Raw genomic sequence first — 16,457 nt, 5'->3', positions numbered from 1 at the left:
ACGGTTTGCCCCAAGACAGGCAAAACTGTTCGTGATGAGGACTGCGTGATGACGACGATCGCCTCGGATGCGCGCATGGCCGGCGTGCTGCGGACCTATCCGCCGCGCGCCGCTGTCATCAGCTGGATCTTTTTCGACTGGGCTGCGCAGCCTTATTTCACGCTGATCACGACCTTCGTGTTCGCGCCCTATTTCGCCACCAGCATCGCGCCAGATGCCGCCACAGGCCAATCGCTGTGGGGCTTTGCGATGGCGGCTGCGGGCCTCGCCATCGCGCTGATGTCGCCGGTGCTGGGGGCCATCGCGGATGCCTCGGGCCGCAGGAAACCATGGATCGCGGGGTTCGGCACGCTGCTGGTGCTGGCGTCCTGCTCACTGTGGATCGGCAAGCCCGGCGATCCCTCAGTCATTCCGCCCCTGCTCACCGCGGTCGCGCTCGCCAGCGTCGGCGCGGAATTCGCCACCCTCTTCAACAACGCGATGATGCCGACCCTGGTGCCGCCCGAGCGAATCGGCCGACTCTCCGGCACCGGCTGGGCTACGGGTTACATCGGCGGCATCGTCAGCCTGATCATCGTGCTCGGCTTGCTCGCTGCGAATCCCGAGACCGGACGCACGCTGCTCGGCTTCACGCCGCTGTTCGGGCTTGATCCGGCCAGCCATCAGGGTGATCGCGCCGCCGGACCGCTGACCGGGGTGTGGTTCATCATCTTCGTGACCCCGATGTTCCTGTTCACGCCGGACTATCCGGCGAAGCGGCCGGTGCGCGAGGCGCTACGCAAAGGCCTGTCGGAGCTGAAGCAATCGATCAGGAGTTTGCCGCAGCAGAAATCGCTCGCGGCGTTCCTGCTCGCCAACATGATCTACACCGACGGCCTGGTGTCGCTGTTCGCATTCGGCGGCATCTACGCCGCCGGCACCTTCGGCTGGCACACGATCCAGATCGGCACCTTCGGAATCATGCTCGCCATCGCCGGCGCGTTCGGCGCCTGGCTCGGCGGCAAGCTCGACGATCATCTCGGGCCGAAGCGCGTCATCGCCGGCAGCATGCTGATTCTGCTGCTGTCGGTGGCGGCGATCCTTCTGGTCGACAAGGACAGCGTGCTGTTCGTCAAGGTCGCGGCCCCCCAGCCGGGCGCTCCCCTGTTCTCGAGCGCGGCCGAACGCGCCTATCTCGTGCTGGGCTGCCTGATCGGCGCCGCCGGCGGTCCGCTTCAGGCTGCCTCGCGCACGTTGCTGATCCGCCTCGCGCCAAAGGATCGCATCGCGCAGTATTTCGGCCTGTTCGCGCTGACCGGGAAAGTGACGTCCTTCATCGGCCCACTGCTGATCGGCATGATCACGGCGGTGACGGCCAGCCAGAAGGCCGGCATGGCCGTGCTGGTGGTGTTCTTCGTCGCGGGACTGGGGCTCTTGATGCGGGTGCGGGAGTAGCTTCCCGCCGTCATTCCGGGGCATCGCGGAGCGATGAACCCGGAATCCAGAAGTTGTCGCGCGAGATTCTCAGGTGCGCAATTGCGTACCAGAGTTCGCGCTGCGCGCGCCCCGGAATGACGGCGAAATCAGTGCCTGAAATGCCGCGTTCCCGTGAACACCATGGCGATGCCGTGCTCGTCGGCGGCCTTGATCACCTCGTCGTCGCGCATGGAGCCGCCGGGCTGCACCACGGCGGTAGCGCCGGCCTCGATGCAGGCGAGCATGCCGTCGGCGAACGGGAAGAACGCATCCGAGGCCACCACCGAGCCCTTGGTGAGCGGCTCGGCGAGCTTCAGCTCAGCCGCCGCATCCTGCGCCTTGCGCGCCGCGATGCGGGCTGAATCGACCCGGCTCATCTGGCCCGCGCCGATGCCGACGGTAGCGAGATCCTTGGCGTAGATGATGGTGTTTGACTTGACGTGCTTGGCCACCCGGAACGCGAACTTGAGGTCGCGCATCTCGGCGTCCGTGGGCGCACGCTTGGTCACCACCTTGAACGTCATGTCGTCGACCACGGCGTTGTCGCGGCTCTGCACGAGCAGGCCGCCGGCCACCGTCTTGGCGGTGAGGCCCGGCGCGCGCGGATCGGGCAGGCTGCCCGCGAGCAACAGGCGGAGGTTCTTGCGCGCGCCGATGATCGAGATCGCTTCCTCGCTCGCGTCGGGCGCGATGATCACCTCGGTGAAGATCTTCGTGATCTCGCGCGCGGTGTCGGCGTCGAGCGCGCGGTTCATCGCGATGATGCCGCCGAACGCCGAGGTCGAATCGCAGGCGAGCGCCTTGCGATAGGCGCTGACGAGGTCGGAGCCCTCAGCGACGCCGCAGGGATTGGCGTGCTTGACGATGACGCAGGCCGCGGTGCGCTTGGCGTCGAACTCGCCGATGCACTCATAGGCCGCATCGGTGTCGTTGATGTTGTTGTAGGAGAGCTCCTTGCCCTGCAGCTGCCGTGCGGTCGAGACGCCCGGGCGCTTGTCGGGAGTCGCATAGAATGCCGCGGTCTGGTGCGGGTTCTCGCCGTAGCGCAGCGACTGGATCAATTTGCCGCCGAAGGCGCGGAAATCAGGTGCGTCGATCTCGAGCTGCCGGTTGAACCAGTTCGAGATCGCGGCGTCGTAGGCCGCGGTGCGCGCATAGGCCTTCGCGGCAAGCCGCCGGCGCAGCTTCAGCGTGGTTGCGCCCTTGTTGGCGGCGAGCTCGTCGAGCACCGCCTTGTAGTCCTCCGCCTCGACCACCACGGCGACGTCGTCATGGTTCTTGGCCGCGGCGCGGATCATCGCGGGGCCGCCGATGTCGATGTTCTCGATGCAATCCTCGAAGCCCGCGCCTTTGTCCACGGTCGCCTCGAACGGATAGAGATTGACGACGAGCAGATCGATCGGCGCGATGCCGTGCGCCTTCATCGCATCCGCATGGTCCTTGTTGTCGCGGATCGCGAGCAGGCCGCCATGCACCGTCGGATGCAGCGTCTTGACGCGGCCGTCCATCATCTCGGGGAAGCCGGTCAGCTCGGAAACGTCCTTCACCTTGAGGCCGGCCGCGGCGATCGCCTTGGCGGTGCCGCCGGTCGAAACCAGTTCGACGTCATGGGCGGCAAGCGCCTTGGCGAATTCGATCAGGCCGGTCTTGTCGGAGACGGAAAGCAGGGCACGGGTGACGCGGCGGGGATGGTCAGTCATGAGCAAGATCCTCTGTCTTAAGGAGTGTCTATGCCCAGGCGCGCGGCGTCTTAAGTCCCGCGCTTCCCGATGGTGCTCCATCCAAGGTCGCCAGTCGCGCGAGCGAGCGCTCGATAGCAGCTTTCGGCCGTTTTCACAACGATGAGATGGGGCCGAATCGTGCGCATTTACAGCGGAAGTTCCGGCTCGCGGCGGGCGTTGCGGCGGGCATTGGTGACAGCGGGCGAAGCGGTGGAGCGGACAAAGCTCCAGCGGAGCGAGGGCGCCTGGCGGGCATCCTGCCGGACCACGATCTGCGCGGTGCGGCGCGGGCCGTCATTGCCGGCCAGGAACACGCTGTCCTCGAGATCGACCTTGTCGTCGAGCGCCTCGAAGGTCCAGACGTCGCGGTTCGGCAGCACCAGCATGACGCCGCGTGCATCCGACAGCCGGCTCGCCTTCACCGCCGGATGCAGATGGAAGCGGACCGCGAAATCGGCATCCGCACCCTTGAAACGTCCGCCTTGCGGCGGCGACAGCGTGTCCTCGCCGTCGATGCGCGCGCCGTCATTGGCGATCATCAGGACGCGGCGATGGATCGCGCCGAATTTGGCGAGATAGCCGTCATGCGACGTCGTGAGCAGCGTGCCGTTCTGAACGACCTCGCGATAGCTCTCGACCTCGACCGGGCCGCTGGTGACGGGCGAGCCATGCAACAGCCGCTTCATCGCCGACATCTCCACGAACTGGCATGAAGAGGTGTCGTGATAGGTCAGCGTCGAATGCGCCGCCGTGCTGCGCGCGAACGGCCGCCAATTGTCGCGGCCCGTGGTCGGCATCCCGCAATTGGTGACGATGCGGCTGATGCCGGAGGACAATTCGAACGACAGGCAGCCGGCATGGGCGTCGTGGCTGACGCCGGCCGGCGGTGGCGGCCCGGTGTCGATGATCAGTGTGGTCTGGCCGGCATCGAGGCGCTGGAAGCCGGTATGCGGCATGTTCGCCATTGGCGCGCCGTGGGTGTCGTCATAGGCGAGCAGCGTGGCGAGCAGGTCCGAGGGCGTTGCGCTCATGCCGTTGAACAGCGCGAAATTGCCGTCGCCGTGCCGGAAGAAGCGCAGCATCGGCATCATGCGGTCGATCGCGTTGAGCAGCGCCGGCGGCGGCGCGATGTTGCGCGCGGCAAAGGTCTGCCGCAGCGGCAAGAGGTCGATCAGGAGCTCGATCAGCGCGCCCGGATTGCGGGAGATGTGTCCGCCGTCGGGCAGGATCTGCCGCTGCAACTCGTCCGAAAGTTTTTTCGAGGCGCTGCGGATATGGCGCGCCTGGTTGGCGAGGCAGAGTGTCGTGTAGCACAGCGCGATCAGCACCTGGAGCTTCGGCACCCCGTCCGGGATGTTGACCATGGTGTAGCGCAGGAAGCGGATCTCGCGGGCCAGCGCGCGCAGATAGCGGCGGTAGAATTTGTTGTCGGTGTCGTTGAGCACCAGGGGCGCCTGCGACAGCAGCGAGATCACGCGCCGCGCGAGCACGTCGGCGCGCCGCGCGACGGGGCGGCGCTTGTTGGCGGGGTTGGCGATCCAGTCCTCGACCAGCGCGCGCGCATTGGCGCGCGTCAGCGCGGTGTCGGCGGCGCGCAGATGGCGCAGCCAGCCGAAGCCGAGCAGCGCAACCTCCCAATCCTCCGACGGCGGCTCGAGATCGAAGATCGAGCGGCCGTGGCAATTGACGATCTTGCCGGCGAAGACGAAGCGGCCGGCATAGATCTCGGCGGCGCGGGTCGCGTCCGCGGTGCGCAGATCATGCGGCGCGATGATCAGGCGGTCGGTGCGGCCGGGCCAGACCCGTGACAGCGCAACGGAGCCGCCGCTCGCGCGCGCGAGCATGTTCCGCGCGAAGCGGTTCATCACCAGCGTCGAGATACGTCTGCGTTGAGCGACCGACACGCCTTGCCTTGAAGGGGGAGAGGAGGATTCCGACGAATCCTTATTAATCCCAAAATCGACCGTCTGACACCACCTTGAACGGTGGGAATCAACGCCGAGGTTGCAAAAACCAGTGCAAAATCAGGATTTAACGAGCCGGGCTGCAAAGAATCCGTCGAGCCCGCCGAGCTTGGGATCGGCGTTCGGCAGATGGCTGGGCAGGGTGCGCAGGTCGCCCTCGGCAGTGATGATCTCGGAGAGCCCTGAGACCTCCGACGCCTCGATCGGGACGCGGCGAAGCGCAGGCTCTGCGGCCAGCAGCGTGGCGATGGCCTGTTCGCCCTCTTCGGGTTCCAGCGAGCAGGTGCAGTAGACCAGCGTCCCGCCCGGCTTGAGCAGCGAGACCGATTTTCGCAGCAGCCGCTGCTGGAGCGCGGTCAGGGCGGCGATGTCGGACTCCTGTCGCAGCCAGGCCACGTCGGGATGACGGCGGATCGTGCCGGTCGAGGTGCAGGGCGCGTCGATCAGAATACCGTCAAAACCTTCGGCGGGGCCGGCCCATTCCGCGGCGTCAGCGACGACGGTCTCGGCCTGGAGCGACAGCCGCGCCAGATTCTCGCGCAGCCGTGCGACCCGGGCGGGCGAGCGGTCGATCGCCGTGACATGCGCACCGGCGTGCGCCAGTTGCGCGGTCTTGCCGCCGGGGGCGGCGCAGAGATCGGCAATGGACTTGCCCTTAATGTCGCCGAACAGCCGGGCCGGCAATGCGGCGGCGGCATCCTGCACCCACCATTGTCCCTCGGCGAAGCCGGGCAGCATGGTCACCGAGCCGTGCAGCAGCATCCGCACCGTCCCCGTCGGCAGCGTCTCGCCGTGCAGGCGGCTCGCCCATTGTTCGGCGTCCGACTTCACGGTCAGATCGAGTGACGGCTCATGGCCGAGCGCCAGCGCCATGTCTCTTGCGGCGGCCTCGCCATAATGTGCGCGCCAGCGCGCCAGCAGCCATGGCGGCAGGTCCAGCGATTGCGTGGCGACTTCCTCGACCAGCGCCTGGCCCTCGCGCGCACAGCGGCGCAGCACGGCGTTGACGAGGCCGGCATAGCGCGCGGCGCGCCGGTCGGATTGCACGAGGCGGACGGAGAGATCGACGGCGGCATGATCGGGCACGTCCATCCAGAGGATCTGGGCGGCGCCGATCAGCAGCGCGCTCTGCGCGCGCGGTGCTTCGGAGGGAATGCCCTTGTCGAGCAGGCGGGACAGCACATGGCCGAGCGTGCCGAGCCGGCGCAGCACGGTCGCGACCAGGCGGCGCATCAGCGCGCGGTCGCGGTCGGCCAGCGTCTTCAGTCCGGGATGGGCGCCGCTGCCGTCGAGCTGGTCGTCAAGCGTGCGGTGCTTGTGCAGCACGCCGTCGACGATGTCGGCGGCAATCCGCCGCGCCGCGAGACCAGGCACTTCGGATGGTGGGGCGAAACGTTGAGATGGCATGCGGAAGCAAGGTTCTGAGCGAGCGGCAGTTCCGCCGATATCGGCGCATGCCTTGAGGAAGCGATCTCTGGCACGCGAATATGCCAAATGTAAGAATCGCTTCCGGCTTTTTCAGCCCTTTGGGCCCGATTTCAGGAATGCGTTATTGGACGTCGCATTGCGGCTCGTCCTGCGCTAGAAGACCTGGCGATGAGTGACCAGCTACCCGTTTCCGATCGCAAGCCGCTGTCGCCGGCAGCCCAGCGCGCGCTGGCCGAGGCCGAGGCGCGCCGACAGGCTGCGGCGCAGGCCGAGGACGACGCCAAGGCGACGCCGAAGGAGTTGCAGGGGCCGAAGGGACCCGAGCCGACCCGCTACGGCGATTGGGAGCGCAAGGGCATCGCGTCCGACTTCTGAGCAGTCAGCCGGATCGGTCGACGATGCGGGCAAGGCTCGTCCCGGCCGCTAGAGATAATGGTGCTCCTGGGCGCGGCGCAGGTTGATGTCGACGGCGGCGGCGTAGAAGTGCGTGCCCTTGGTCGGGCCACCGACCGCGTACACGTTCGGATGAGCTGTGCCGTGGCGGTCGTGGACACGGCCGTCGTCGGAGCCGCAGCGAATCCCGCCGAGTGCGTCGAACGCGATGAGCCCCTGCCGCTGCATGTCCTGATAGAGCGGGCTCGGGTCCAGCCGGTAGGACGGTCCTGTCGCGTCGATGACGTAATCGACGTCGTGACGATCGCCATCGCCGAGGATCGCGCGAAATCGGCCGCCGATGCCGGTCACGTTGCGCAGCCGGGCGTGGGCCGAGAGCCTGCCCGAGCGCATCAGGTCGCGGATACGGATTGCGTTCTCCAGCGGCATCGCCGAACGATTGCGGAGCCAGCCGGAATTGTAGACGTCCATGAAGCGCATCTTCTCGACATCGCGCATCCGGCTCCAGGCATCGCACATCACGTCGATGACACTGACGAGATAGGAGTAGACGCTGGGCTCGCCGGACTCGGCTCGCCCGATGTTGTGCTCGAGATCGGCCAGCGCATCGCCGCCGACGTTGCGGCAAGACAGATCGCAGCGAATTCCGGTGGTCTCCAGCAGCAGTCCGGAAAGGCGGGCGGCAAAGGCGTCCGCTTCGATTTGCTCACGGCTGGCCACATAGCGATCCAGGGCGTCGCGGAAGCCATTTGCGATGGCGGGACTCGTCACCGGCTGCACCGTCGGAAACAGGCCGCTTCTGGAGAAGCAGGTCATCCTGACGGACTGGTGGGTTTTGGCCAGCGCCGCCGCGGTGTCGACCGCGCTGAGCCCGCTTCCGAGGATGCCGACCTCGACGCCGTCGCGATCGGCGAAGGTGAATTGGGCGTAGGGGTCGCGAATGTAGTTCGGGTTTGCGGCGAGGCCGTAATGGTCGTCGGGCGCGTTGTGACCGGTACAGAGGATCAGCACTGATGAGATATGCGTGATGTTGCGGTCGGTCGTCAGCAGGACATCGCGATCCGGCGAGAACCGCATGCGGACAATTTCGGCATGCTCGACATGAACGGGCACGCCGGCGCTGCGGCATTGCGCGATCGCGGCCAGTCGCACGGCGTCGAGGTAGTCCCGATAGACCATCCGCGGCAGGTGCCTGTTGCCGTGGCAGGAGAGGCCGCGGGCCCGAAGCCAGCGCAGAAACTCGTCCGCGTCGCCCGGACGGATCGACATCGTCGACGCCTTCATGTTGAGCAGATGGCGGTCGCTCTGCGTGCGATAGGCAACGCCGCCATCGAAACCGGACTTGTCGAAGAGCTGAATTCCGCTGATCGCGCCGTGGTCTCGCCCTGATGCGGCGAGCTCCGCCAGATGACGCAAGATCGTGATGCCGGTCGCGCCACCGCCGACAATGCTGATGATCATCGCCCAATCCCCCAGTTTATCTGTTTGACCCAGGCGCGAGCGGGGGCTCGGCGTGGGGGTTTCCCAAAGCCGTTGATTGTTCGTCACATGAGAAAGATGGCTTGCGACCGGCCTCGGGCCGGCCGCAGGAGGGGCGGGTCCTCAGGCGGCCCGCACCGTATCGAGGAATTTCGCGACCTCGTTCTTGAGGCGGCCACTCTCGGTCGAGAGTGAGCGCGCGGATGCCAGCACCTGTGTCGACGCCGAACCGGTGGCGCCGGCGCCATGACTGACCTGAGCGATCTTGTCGGCGACCTCGACCGTTCCCTTGGCCGCTTCGCTGACATTGCGTGCGATCTCGGCCGTCGCAGCCCCCTGCTCCTCGATGGTGGCGGCAATGGTGGTCGAGATGTCCGAAATCCTGGAGATGGTCGTGCCGATCTCCTTGATGGCACCGACGGAGTCTTCCGTCGCCGTCTGCATGTCGGCGATCTGTGCGCCGATCTCGTCGGTTGCCCGCGCGGTCTGGGCTGCGAGCGCCTTGACCTCACTCGCCACCACGGCAAATCCGCGACCCGACTCGCCGGCGCGCGCCGCTTCGATGGTGGCGTTCAAGGCCAGCAGGTTGGTCTGCTCCGCGATTGCGGTGATCAATTTGACGACGTCGCCGATCCGGCCCGCGGCCTTGAGCAATTCGTTGATCCGGAGGTCGGTACGCTCGGCCTGCCGCACCGCTTCGCCGGCGATGCGGCTGGAATCATGGACCTGCCGGCCGATCTCGACGACCGATGCGCTCATCTCCTCGGCGGCGGACGCCACGGCTCCGACATTGGCAGAGGCTTCTTCGGAGGCCGCGGCCACCATTCCGGAAAGCTGCTCGGTCTCTTCCGCTGTCCCCGACAGCGTGCCGGCGGCGGATTCGAGCTGCTGCGAGGCGACCGAAACCGAGTTGATGATGCCGCCGACCGCATCCTCGAACGCGCCCGCCAGCCGGATCATTTCCTGCTTGCGCTGCGCAGCGGCTGCGGCCTCCTGATCCTTCTGGTCGGCCTCCATCTGCTCGATGCGGATCAGGTTGTCCCTGAACGTGCGGGCCGCGCGAGCGTTGTCGCCGACTTCGTCACCGCGGGCGGTGTAGGGAATCTCGACGGCCTTGTTGCCGCCGGCGAGTTGCAGCAGCACGTCGCCGATGCGACGGATCGGCCGGGCGATGCTCAGCACGGAAAACAGGGCCGAGCCGGCCAGGACTAGGATCACGAGGACGCCGACGGCCAGGCTGACCTGGGTCGCCTGCTCCAGCGCGGTCACGAGCTGGCTCTGCCGCAGAGCCATATATTCGTTGTTGGCGGCGACCAGCTTGTCGACGCGCGTCGTGATTTCCTTGGCGGCCGGAAGCACCCGCTCGTCGAAAATGCGCCTCTTGGCTTCCTCCGCCTTGATGGCTGCGCCGGTTGCCGCCTTGTAGCGTCCGGCGAGCGCGGCGAGCGCGTCGACACCGTCGGCGATCTTCTTGTCGTCGGCGGACTGACGGACCTGTTTCAGAACGCGGATCATGGCGTCGGCGCGTTCGGCGATGCGGTCCTTCTGCACGGCGTCTCCGGTCGCCGTGAAATGCCAGTCGGCCGCGCTGACCGCCTTGAACAAGGCGTCGGCTTCGCGCAACGCGACCTCGATGTTGAGCCGGTTCTGCGATGCGGCGATTGCGGACGACGCCAACAGGGTCTCGAGGGCCTTGTTCCAGGCCTCCTCGATCTGGCTTGCCGCGGCGAATTCGGCGACGGCGGTGCCACGAGCCTCGCCGAGATCGTTGCCGGCCTTCAAAGAGGCGTCGAGCAGGATCTTCACCTCGCGACAAAGCTCTTTGGCTTCGGCACGCTTGGACCGTTCCAATGCGGCGTCTATTTCGGTCGTGGCACCGGCGATGGAGCCACGCAATGTTTCGAGATGTTTGGCGAGACCGTCGGCGGAGGATGCGGATCCGATTTCCGCTATGGCGAGGCGTGCCCGGGTCACTGCGAGTTCGGCGCCCTGGGCGTTGGCCTTGTTCGCGGTGTTGATGACCACCAGCCGGCTCAGGTCCGCGATCTGCTCGTTGCGAATGAGCTGGTTGGCGAGCATGCCGCCGACGAGAAGGACACCCGCACTCGCGGTCAATCCCAGTTTTGTACCGATGCGAACCTTGAACGATGCCATGCTTACCGCTCCCTACACGCAAACCGAGTACTCCGCCCTTTTACTAAACAACGCGTGAATCTTAAACTCCGTACAACTACAGGAGGTATCGAACGGAGAGCGTTTGGAACAGCGCGCCGCGCATAGGTACGATTCTTCGTCGGGCAACGATCGGGGCGATCAGGCGATCACCGATCAGCCCGGGTGCCGATCGTGCCTTGCCGGTTTCCCCGACTCAGTCCTAGCGTGAGTTGATGCGCTTCCACGATCGCCCCAATGCCTATCGGCCGCAGTTCGGCGGTTCGCCGTTCGGCCGCCGCTTCGCGGGCCTGTTGCCGTGGATGTTCGTGGTCGGCGTCGCGGCGGCGATCGTGCTCACCTTCCGGCACGGAGCGCCCGTTCCGCATGGAGCCGACGGTCGGTCGCAAGATACCGAGATCATCCTCCAGCAATCCGGCAATTCCGCTAGCCGTCAGCCCGTCGACGTCATCCGCACCATCGACGGCGACACTTTTCTCGCGCGCGTGCATCAGCAGGGCGGCCGCGATCTCGTCGTGCGCGTGCGCCTGCGCGGCATCGATGCGCCGGAGATGAAAGCGTCCTGCCAGGAGGAACTGGAGAAGGCTGAAGCCGCCACCGACGCGCTGCGCAACCTGCTCGGCCAGGGCGGCGTCACGATCACCAATCTCGGCCCCGACAAGTACGGGCGTGTTCTTGCCGACGTCGCGACCAAACGCACTGCCAACGTCTCGGCCGTGCTGCTCGCGGGTGGTTATGCGCGCAGCTACAATGGCGGCCATCGCGACGGCTGGTGCGCGCGGGGGTGGCGCTTCTGGTAACAAAAAAGCCGCGTCGAGGACGCGGCTCTTTCAATTCTCTCCGATCCCGGTGATCAGCGTGTCACGACCACCGTCGTGCCGACAGAGACGCGGCTGTAGAGATCGGTGATGTCGTCGTTGAGCATGCGGATGCAGCCATAGGAGACGAAGCCGCCGACCGAGCCCGGCACGTTGGTGCCGTGGATCGCATATTCGCCGCCGGCGAGCGTCATCGCCGCAACGCCCATCGGGTTGCGCGGCGAGCCGCCGGGAATGACGTCGGGAAGCTGCGGCTTGTCGCGCTTCACCTCGGCGGGCGGCGACCAGGCCGGATTGCGGTATTTGCCGTCGATACGGGTCGTGCCGGCCCACTGCTTGCCGGACTTGCCGACGCCGACCGGATAGCGCACGGCGTGGCCGTTATCGAGAATGAGATAGAGTCGCCGCTCGTTGGTCTTGACCACGATGGTGCCCGGCGAATAGTCGGCCAGGTGCGTCCCCACCATTTCCGGCCGCGCCTCCGCCGCCGTTGACATCAATATCCCTGCCCCGATGGTGGCGGCCAGCGCCACAGCAATCCTCATCGCCATCAATGCTTCCCCTTGCCCCGTACGGGTCGTCCAAATCTACGCAGAACCCGGCAATCGCCGCCTTGCCCGGACATTCTTAACCGCGCCTGTTAACCGGATGGTTTCTACGCGCGGCCGCCGAGGGCCAGCCAGCAGGGGGAACAAAGGAAATGTTCGAAATAAAGTAAATGACCGGAAAACAACACTCGGCGGGAAAGATACGGCCATGCCGGCAAGCGCCCTGACAAGAGCGTGAGGGTGTGAACCGCTGTTGTTTCGGGGGGCGACAGAGTGCGGAGCGAGGTTTGGTCGCGTGTCCCGGACAAGGCGCGGCACGAAGTGACGAGGCGCAGAGCCGGGACCCAGTTCTTTGCGTGTGGACAGTTGGGCCCCGGCCCTGCAGCGCACCGCTGAAGTGCGCGCTGCGCTGCGTCCGGGGCACGAGACCTTGGCTTACGCCGACTTCTTGTTCTGCCGGTTCTTGACGAGGTCGTCGACCACGGCGGGATCGGCCAGGGTCGAGGTATCGCCCAGGCTGCCCGGCTCGTCCTCGGCGATCTTGCGCAGGATGCGGCGCATGATCTTGCCGGACCGGGTCTTGGGCAGGCCCGGCGCGAACTGGATCTGGTCGGGCGAGGCGATCGGGCCGATCTCCTTGCGCACCCAGGTCACGAGCTCCTTGCGCAGATCCTCGGTCGGCTGGACGCCGGCCATCAGGGTGACATAGGCGTAGATGCCCTGGCCCTTGATGTCGTGCGGGAAGCCGACAACGGCAGCTTCCGACACCTTCTCATGCGCAACCAGCGCGCTCTCGACCTCCGCGGTGCCCATGCGGTGGCCGGAGACGTTGATGACGTCGTCGACGCGGCCGGTGATCCAGTAATAGCCGTCGGCGTCGCGCCGGCAGCCGTCGCCCGTAAAATACTTGCCCTTGTAGGTCGAGAAATAGGTCTGCTCGAACCGCGCGTGATCGCCATAGACCGTGCGCATCATGCCCGGCCATGCCCGGGTGAGACAGAGATTGCCGGTGGTCTCGCCTTCCAGAACCTTGCCGTCGGCATCGACGATCTCCGGCACCACGCCGAAGAAGGGCTGCGTCGCCGAGCCCGGCTTGAGCTTAGTGGCGCCCGGCAGCGGCGTGATCAGGATGCCGCCGGTCTCGGTCTGCCACCAGGTATCGACGATCGGGCAGCGGTCCTCGCCGACGACGCGGTGATACCACTCCCAGGCTTCCGGATTGATGGGCTCGCCGACCGAGCCGAGCAGGCGCAGCGAGGCGCGCGAGGTCTTCTTCACCGGCTCGTCGCCACCCTGCATCAGCGCGCGGATCGCGGTCGGCGCGGTGTAGAAGGTATTGACCTTGTGCTTGTCGATGACGTTCCAGAAGCGGGAATTGTCCGGATAATTCGGCACGCCCTCGAACATCAGCGTGGTCGCGCCGTTGGCGAGCGGCCCGTAGAGAATGTAGCTGTGGCCCGTGACCCAGCCGACGTCGGCGGTGCACCAGTAGATGTCGCCGTCGTGATAGTCGAAGACGTATTGATGCGTCATCGCGGCATAGACGAGATAGCCGGCGGAGGTGTGCAGCACGCCCTTGGGCTGGCCGGTCGAGCCTGAGGTATAGAGGATGAACAGCGGATCCTCGGCGTGCATGTGCTCGACCGGGCATTCCGTCGTCACCATCGCCGCCGCCTCGTGATACCAGAGGTCGCGGGTCGGGTTCATGTCGATCTTGCCGCCGGTGCGCTTGACCACGACGACCCAGTCGACGCCGTCGGCCTTGGCGAGCGCTGCGTCGACATTGGCCTTCAGCGGCACCTTCTTGCCGCCGCGCAGTCCTTCGTCTGCGGTGATGATCACCTTGGATTGGCAGTCGTTGATGCGCTGGGCGAGGCTGTCGGGCGAGAAGCCCGCGAACACCACGGAGTGGATCGCGCCGATCCGCGCGCAGGCCAGCATCGCGTAGGCCGCTTCCGGAATCATCGGCAGGTAGATGGTGACGCGGTCGCCCTTCTTGACGTTGCGGGTACGCAGGATGTTGGCCATCCGGCAGACCTCGTCGTGGAGTTCTTTGTAGGTGATGTGGCGGGACTGCGAGGGATCGTCACCTTCCCAGATGATTGCTATCTGGTTGGCGCGCTTGTGCAGATGACGGTCGATGCAGTTATGGGCGACGTTGAGGACGCCGTCCTCGAACCATTTGATCGAGACGTTGCCCGGCGCGAAGGAGACGTTCTCGATTTTCGTCGGCGCCTTCATCCAGTCGATGCGCTTGGCCTGTTCGGCCCAGAAACCGTTCGGGTCCGAGATCGAGCGGGCGTACATTTCCTTGTACTTGGCTTGGTCGACCCAAGCGCGCTTTGCCCATTCCGCCGGCACGTCGTAAATCTTCTCGGACATATTTCCCTCCACATGCGGCAAGCTCAGGCAATGCCGACATCAATCATTGGGCTGATTATGCGTCGGGCTAACCGGACCCGACAAGGTGCACAAGCTGGACCTTCGGCGAGCGGCCTGCCATGCGGAGGATCAAGGTGCGCGGGCCGGCTGTCGCAAATCTGAAACAGGCCGGGCGGCGCCTTTCGGCTCTTTACCCAGATCCCCGGAACAGGCCTGCGCAGAGCCCCATGCGCCGTCCGGAGGTATTTGGGAACCGTCTCTCACTGATTCGGGACTCGCAATACGGTTCGGAACACCCTAAATGGCCAACCCGGGTCCAAAGAGACCCCCTAGGAACAAAAATCAGAACAGCGGCATTGACCGGTAACAGGCAGGGCTAAGGCGTAACACTATGATGGATCAGCAGAATCTCGGGACGATGCGGCCCGCTTCAGCCGATCCTGCAGCTGTTGCGCTGGCCAAAGCCCTGGGACAATGGCCGAAACCGGCCGTTTCGGGGCGTCTCAGCCCGAAAAAGGTCTTCGACACGGCGCCCGCGGCGACGGTCGAGGCGCTGGCCAGGGAGCTGGGCCTGCGGCTCGGCGACCAGAACGAGCTGACCATCCGCCGCATCAAGCGCGGCAAGGGCTATTCCTTCGTCCGTCCCAACGGCGCGCATATCCGCGACGCCCGCACCATCCGCCGGCTGCACGCCATGGCGGTGCCGCCGGCCTATCGCGAGGTGCGCTACTCGGCCGATCCGAGCACGCATCTCCAGGCCGTGGGACGCGATGCCGCGGGCCGGCTGCAATACCGCTATCACGCCGACTGGGAGAAGGTCCGCGAGCACCGCAAGGCGCATCGCCTGGAGAAGCTCGTCGGCGCGCTGCCAAAGATCCGGCGCAAGGTGTCGGCGTTCCTGTCGGGTGACGAGCCGACACGCGAATTCGCGCTCTCGGCCGTGATCGAATTGATCGCGCGCACCGCGATCCGTCCCGGCAACGAATCCTATGCCCGCCTCAACGGAACCCGCGGCGCGACCACGCTGCTGAAGTCGAACGTGACGCTGGAAGACGATTGCTTCGTGCTGACCTTCAAGGCGAAGGGCGGCAAGGCGGTGCGGAAGGAGTGCGACGCGGCCAAGCTGGTGCGCGCCATCGGCATCCTGCGCGGCGTTCCCGGCAAACGCATGTTCCAGTATCGCGATGCCTACGGCATCGTGCGCGCGGTCAACACCACGCAGGTGAACGCGTTTTTGCGCGAGATCGCCGGCATCAAGATTTCGCTGAAGGATTTTCGCACCCTGATGGCCTCCGCCGTCGTGGTGGAATCGCTGTCGCGGATCACGCCGGCGACCAGCCAGCGCGGCCGCAAGAAGCAGGTGCTGGACGCGATCCGTGCCGCGGCCGACAAGCTCTCCAACACGCCGGCGATCTGCCGCAAGAGCTATGTCCACGACACCATCGTCACCGCCTTCGAGGACGGCATTCTCGAGCGTTTCGCCGCGACCATGAAGGGCCAGCGCTCGCAGGCGAGGCGCGAGCAGCTTCTGGCGCAGGTGGTCGCGACCGCGGCGGTGTAACGACCCCACAAGAGCTACGACTTGGTCGAGACGCCGTTATCCGGACCGGGATCGTTGCCCGCGGCTGCGGTGGTGAGTCGTTCCAGATAGTGCGCCCAACCCTTCGCGTGTGCGGCGGCCTGTTCCTCGGTCGGCAGCCCGCTATGGGTCATGCGCAGCAGCGTGCCGCCGTCGCGCTCGATCAGGTCGATCTCGATCAGGCTCGATCCGGGTGGTACTTCCTGGCCGCCCTCCCAGCCAAACGTGTAGGCCAGACGATGCACCGGCACGACCTCGCGGAAGGCGCCGCGGGCGGCGGCGCCGCGCGGGCCGATACCCTTGAGCAGATAGAGCCCGCCGGGATGCGGTTCCGTCGTCGCGTCGGAACCCATCCAGCTCAAGATCTTCTCGGGATCGGTCAAATAGGCGAAGACGGTGGCACGCGGGGCTGCGATCTGGGTCTCGCGTCGCACTATGAACGGTTCGGTCATCGGCGATCATCCCTCGTCTTGCCTTGAGCTGCCCTTGGGCTGCCCTCGGGACATGGCGGCGGCCCT

12 protein-coding genes and 1 riboswitch are annotated in these 16,457 nt (G+C 66.0%); of the genes, 4 read left to right on the top strand and 8 right to left on the bottom strand.

Going from position 1 to position 16,457, the window contains the following annotated elements; all coding sequences use genetic code 11:
• Positions 1 to 48 precede the first annotated feature (48 nt).
• Positions 49 to 1,434 carry an MFS transporter gene (locus tag ACE10W_RS41835; protein WP_011083411.1) on the top strand — a complete coding sequence of 462 codons (1,386 nt, stop codon included), beginning with the start codon at positions 49 to 51 and terminating at the stop codon, positions 1,432 to 1,434.
• Positions 1,435 to 1,562: 128 nt separating this feature from the next.
• Here the strand turns inward: ACE10W_RS41835 and purH are convergent, their stop codons facing one another.
• From purH to ACE10W_RS41820, 3 genes are all read right to left on the bottom strand, one after another.
• Positions 1,563 to 3,155, bottom strand: a complete 1,593-nt coding sequence (gene purH, locus ACE10W_RS41830) for a bifunctional phosphoribosylaminoimidazolecarboxamide formyltransferase/IMP cyclohydrolase (RefSeq protein WP_304549764.1) — start codon at positions 3,153 to 3,155, stop codon at positions 1,563 to 1,565.
• Between the two features lie 25 nt (positions 3,156 to 3,180).
• A riboswitch (ZMP/ZTP riboswitch) is annotated at positions 3,181 to 3,263 on the bottom strand.
• 59 nt (positions 3,264 to 3,322) lie between these two features.
• Entirely contained in the window at positions 3,323 to 5,041 is a 1,719-nt protein-coding gene (locus ACE10W_RS41825; protein ID WP_028174959.1) for a heparinase II/III family protein, read from the bottom strand.
• Between the two features lie 159 nt (positions 5,042 to 5,200).
• Entirely contained in the window at positions 5,201 to 6,547 is a 1,347-nt protein-coding gene (locus tag ACE10W_RS41820) for an RsmB/NOP family class I SAM-dependent RNA methyltransferase (RefSeq protein WP_028174958.1), read from the bottom strand.
• A gap of 189 nt (positions 6,548 to 6,736) precedes the next feature.
• Between ACE10W_RS41820 and ACE10W_RS41815 the strand changes: the two genes are divergently transcribed.
• Complete coding sequence (locus tag ACE10W_RS41815) at positions 6,737 to 6,943, top strand: DUF1674 domain-containing protein (RefSeq protein ID WP_304549762.1); 207 nt, start codon at positions 6,737 to 6,739, stop codon at positions 6,941 to 6,943.
• Positions 6,944 to 6,991: 48 nt separating this feature from the next.
• On the opposite strand, the gene ACE10W_RS41810 is transcribed toward ACE10W_RS41815, so the two are convergent.
• Positions 6,992 to 8,422 carry an FAD/NAD(P)-binding protein gene (locus ACE10W_RS41810; protein WP_304549761.1) on the bottom strand — a complete coding sequence of 477 codons (1,431 nt, stop codon included), beginning with the start codon at positions 8,420 to 8,422 and terminating at the stop codon, positions 6,992 to 6,994.
• Positions 8,423 to 8,563: 141 nt separating this feature from the next.
• Positions 8,564 to 10,594 carry a methyl-accepting chemotaxis protein gene (locus tag ACE10W_RS41805; RefSeq protein WP_304549759.1) on the bottom strand — a complete coding sequence of 677 codons (2,031 nt, stop codon included), beginning with the start codon at positions 10,592 to 10,594 and terminating at the stop codon, positions 8,564 to 8,566.
• 233 nt (positions 10,595 to 10,827) lie between these two features.
• Between ACE10W_RS41805 and ACE10W_RS41800 the strand changes: the two genes are divergently transcribed.
• The gene (locus ACE10W_RS41800) at positions 10,828 to 11,412 is read left to right on the top strand and encodes a thermonuclease family protein (RefSeq protein ID WP_161532777.1); all 585 of its coding nucleotides are present in this window, start codon (positions 10,828 to 10,830) and stop codon (positions 11,410 to 11,412) included.
• 53 nt (positions 11,413 to 11,465) lie between these two features.
• Here the strand turns inward: ACE10W_RS41800 and ACE10W_RS41795 are convergent, their stop codons facing one another.
• Complete coding sequence (locus ACE10W_RS41795) at positions 11,466 to 11,981, bottom strand: L,D-transpeptidase (RefSeq protein ID WP_161532776.1); 516 nt, start codon at positions 11,979 to 11,981, stop codon at positions 11,466 to 11,468.
• Between the two features lie 432 nt (positions 11,982 to 12,413).
• Positions 12,414 to 14,360 (bottom strand): acetate--CoA ligase, encoded by a 1,947-nt coding sequence (gene acs, locus ACE10W_RS41790; RefSeq protein WP_304549756.1) that lies wholly within the window; start codon positions 14,358 to 14,360, stop codon positions 12,414 to 12,416.
• A 391-nt stretch (positions 14,361 to 14,751) separates the two neighbouring features.
• Between acs and ACE10W_RS41785 the strand changes: the two genes are divergently transcribed.
• Positions 14,752 to 15,921, top strand: a complete 1,170-nt coding sequence (locus ACE10W_RS41785) for a DNA topoisomerase IB (RefSeq protein WP_011083401.1) — start codon at positions 14,752 to 14,754, stop codon at positions 15,919 to 15,921.
• A 14-nt stretch (positions 15,922 to 15,935) separates the two neighbouring features.
• Here ACE10W_RS41785 and ACE10W_RS41780 read toward each other — a convergent pair whose 3' ends face one another.
• Positions 15,936 to 16,391: an SRPBCC domain-containing protein gene (locus ACE10W_RS41780; RefSeq protein ID WP_011083400.1), complete on the bottom strand. Its 456-nt coding sequence runs from the start codon at positions 16,389 to 16,391 to the stop codon at positions 15,936 to 15,938.
• Positions 16,392 to 16,457 lie beyond the last annotated feature (66 nt).

Source organism: Bradyrhizobium sp. B025 (assembly GCF_042257955.1).
Taxonomy (GTDB): Bacteria; Pseudomonadota; Alphaproteobacteria; order Rhizobiales; family Xanthobacteraceae; genus Bradyrhizobium; species Bradyrhizobium diazoefficiens.
This window is presented reverse-complemented; position numbering and strand designations above follow the sequence as displayed.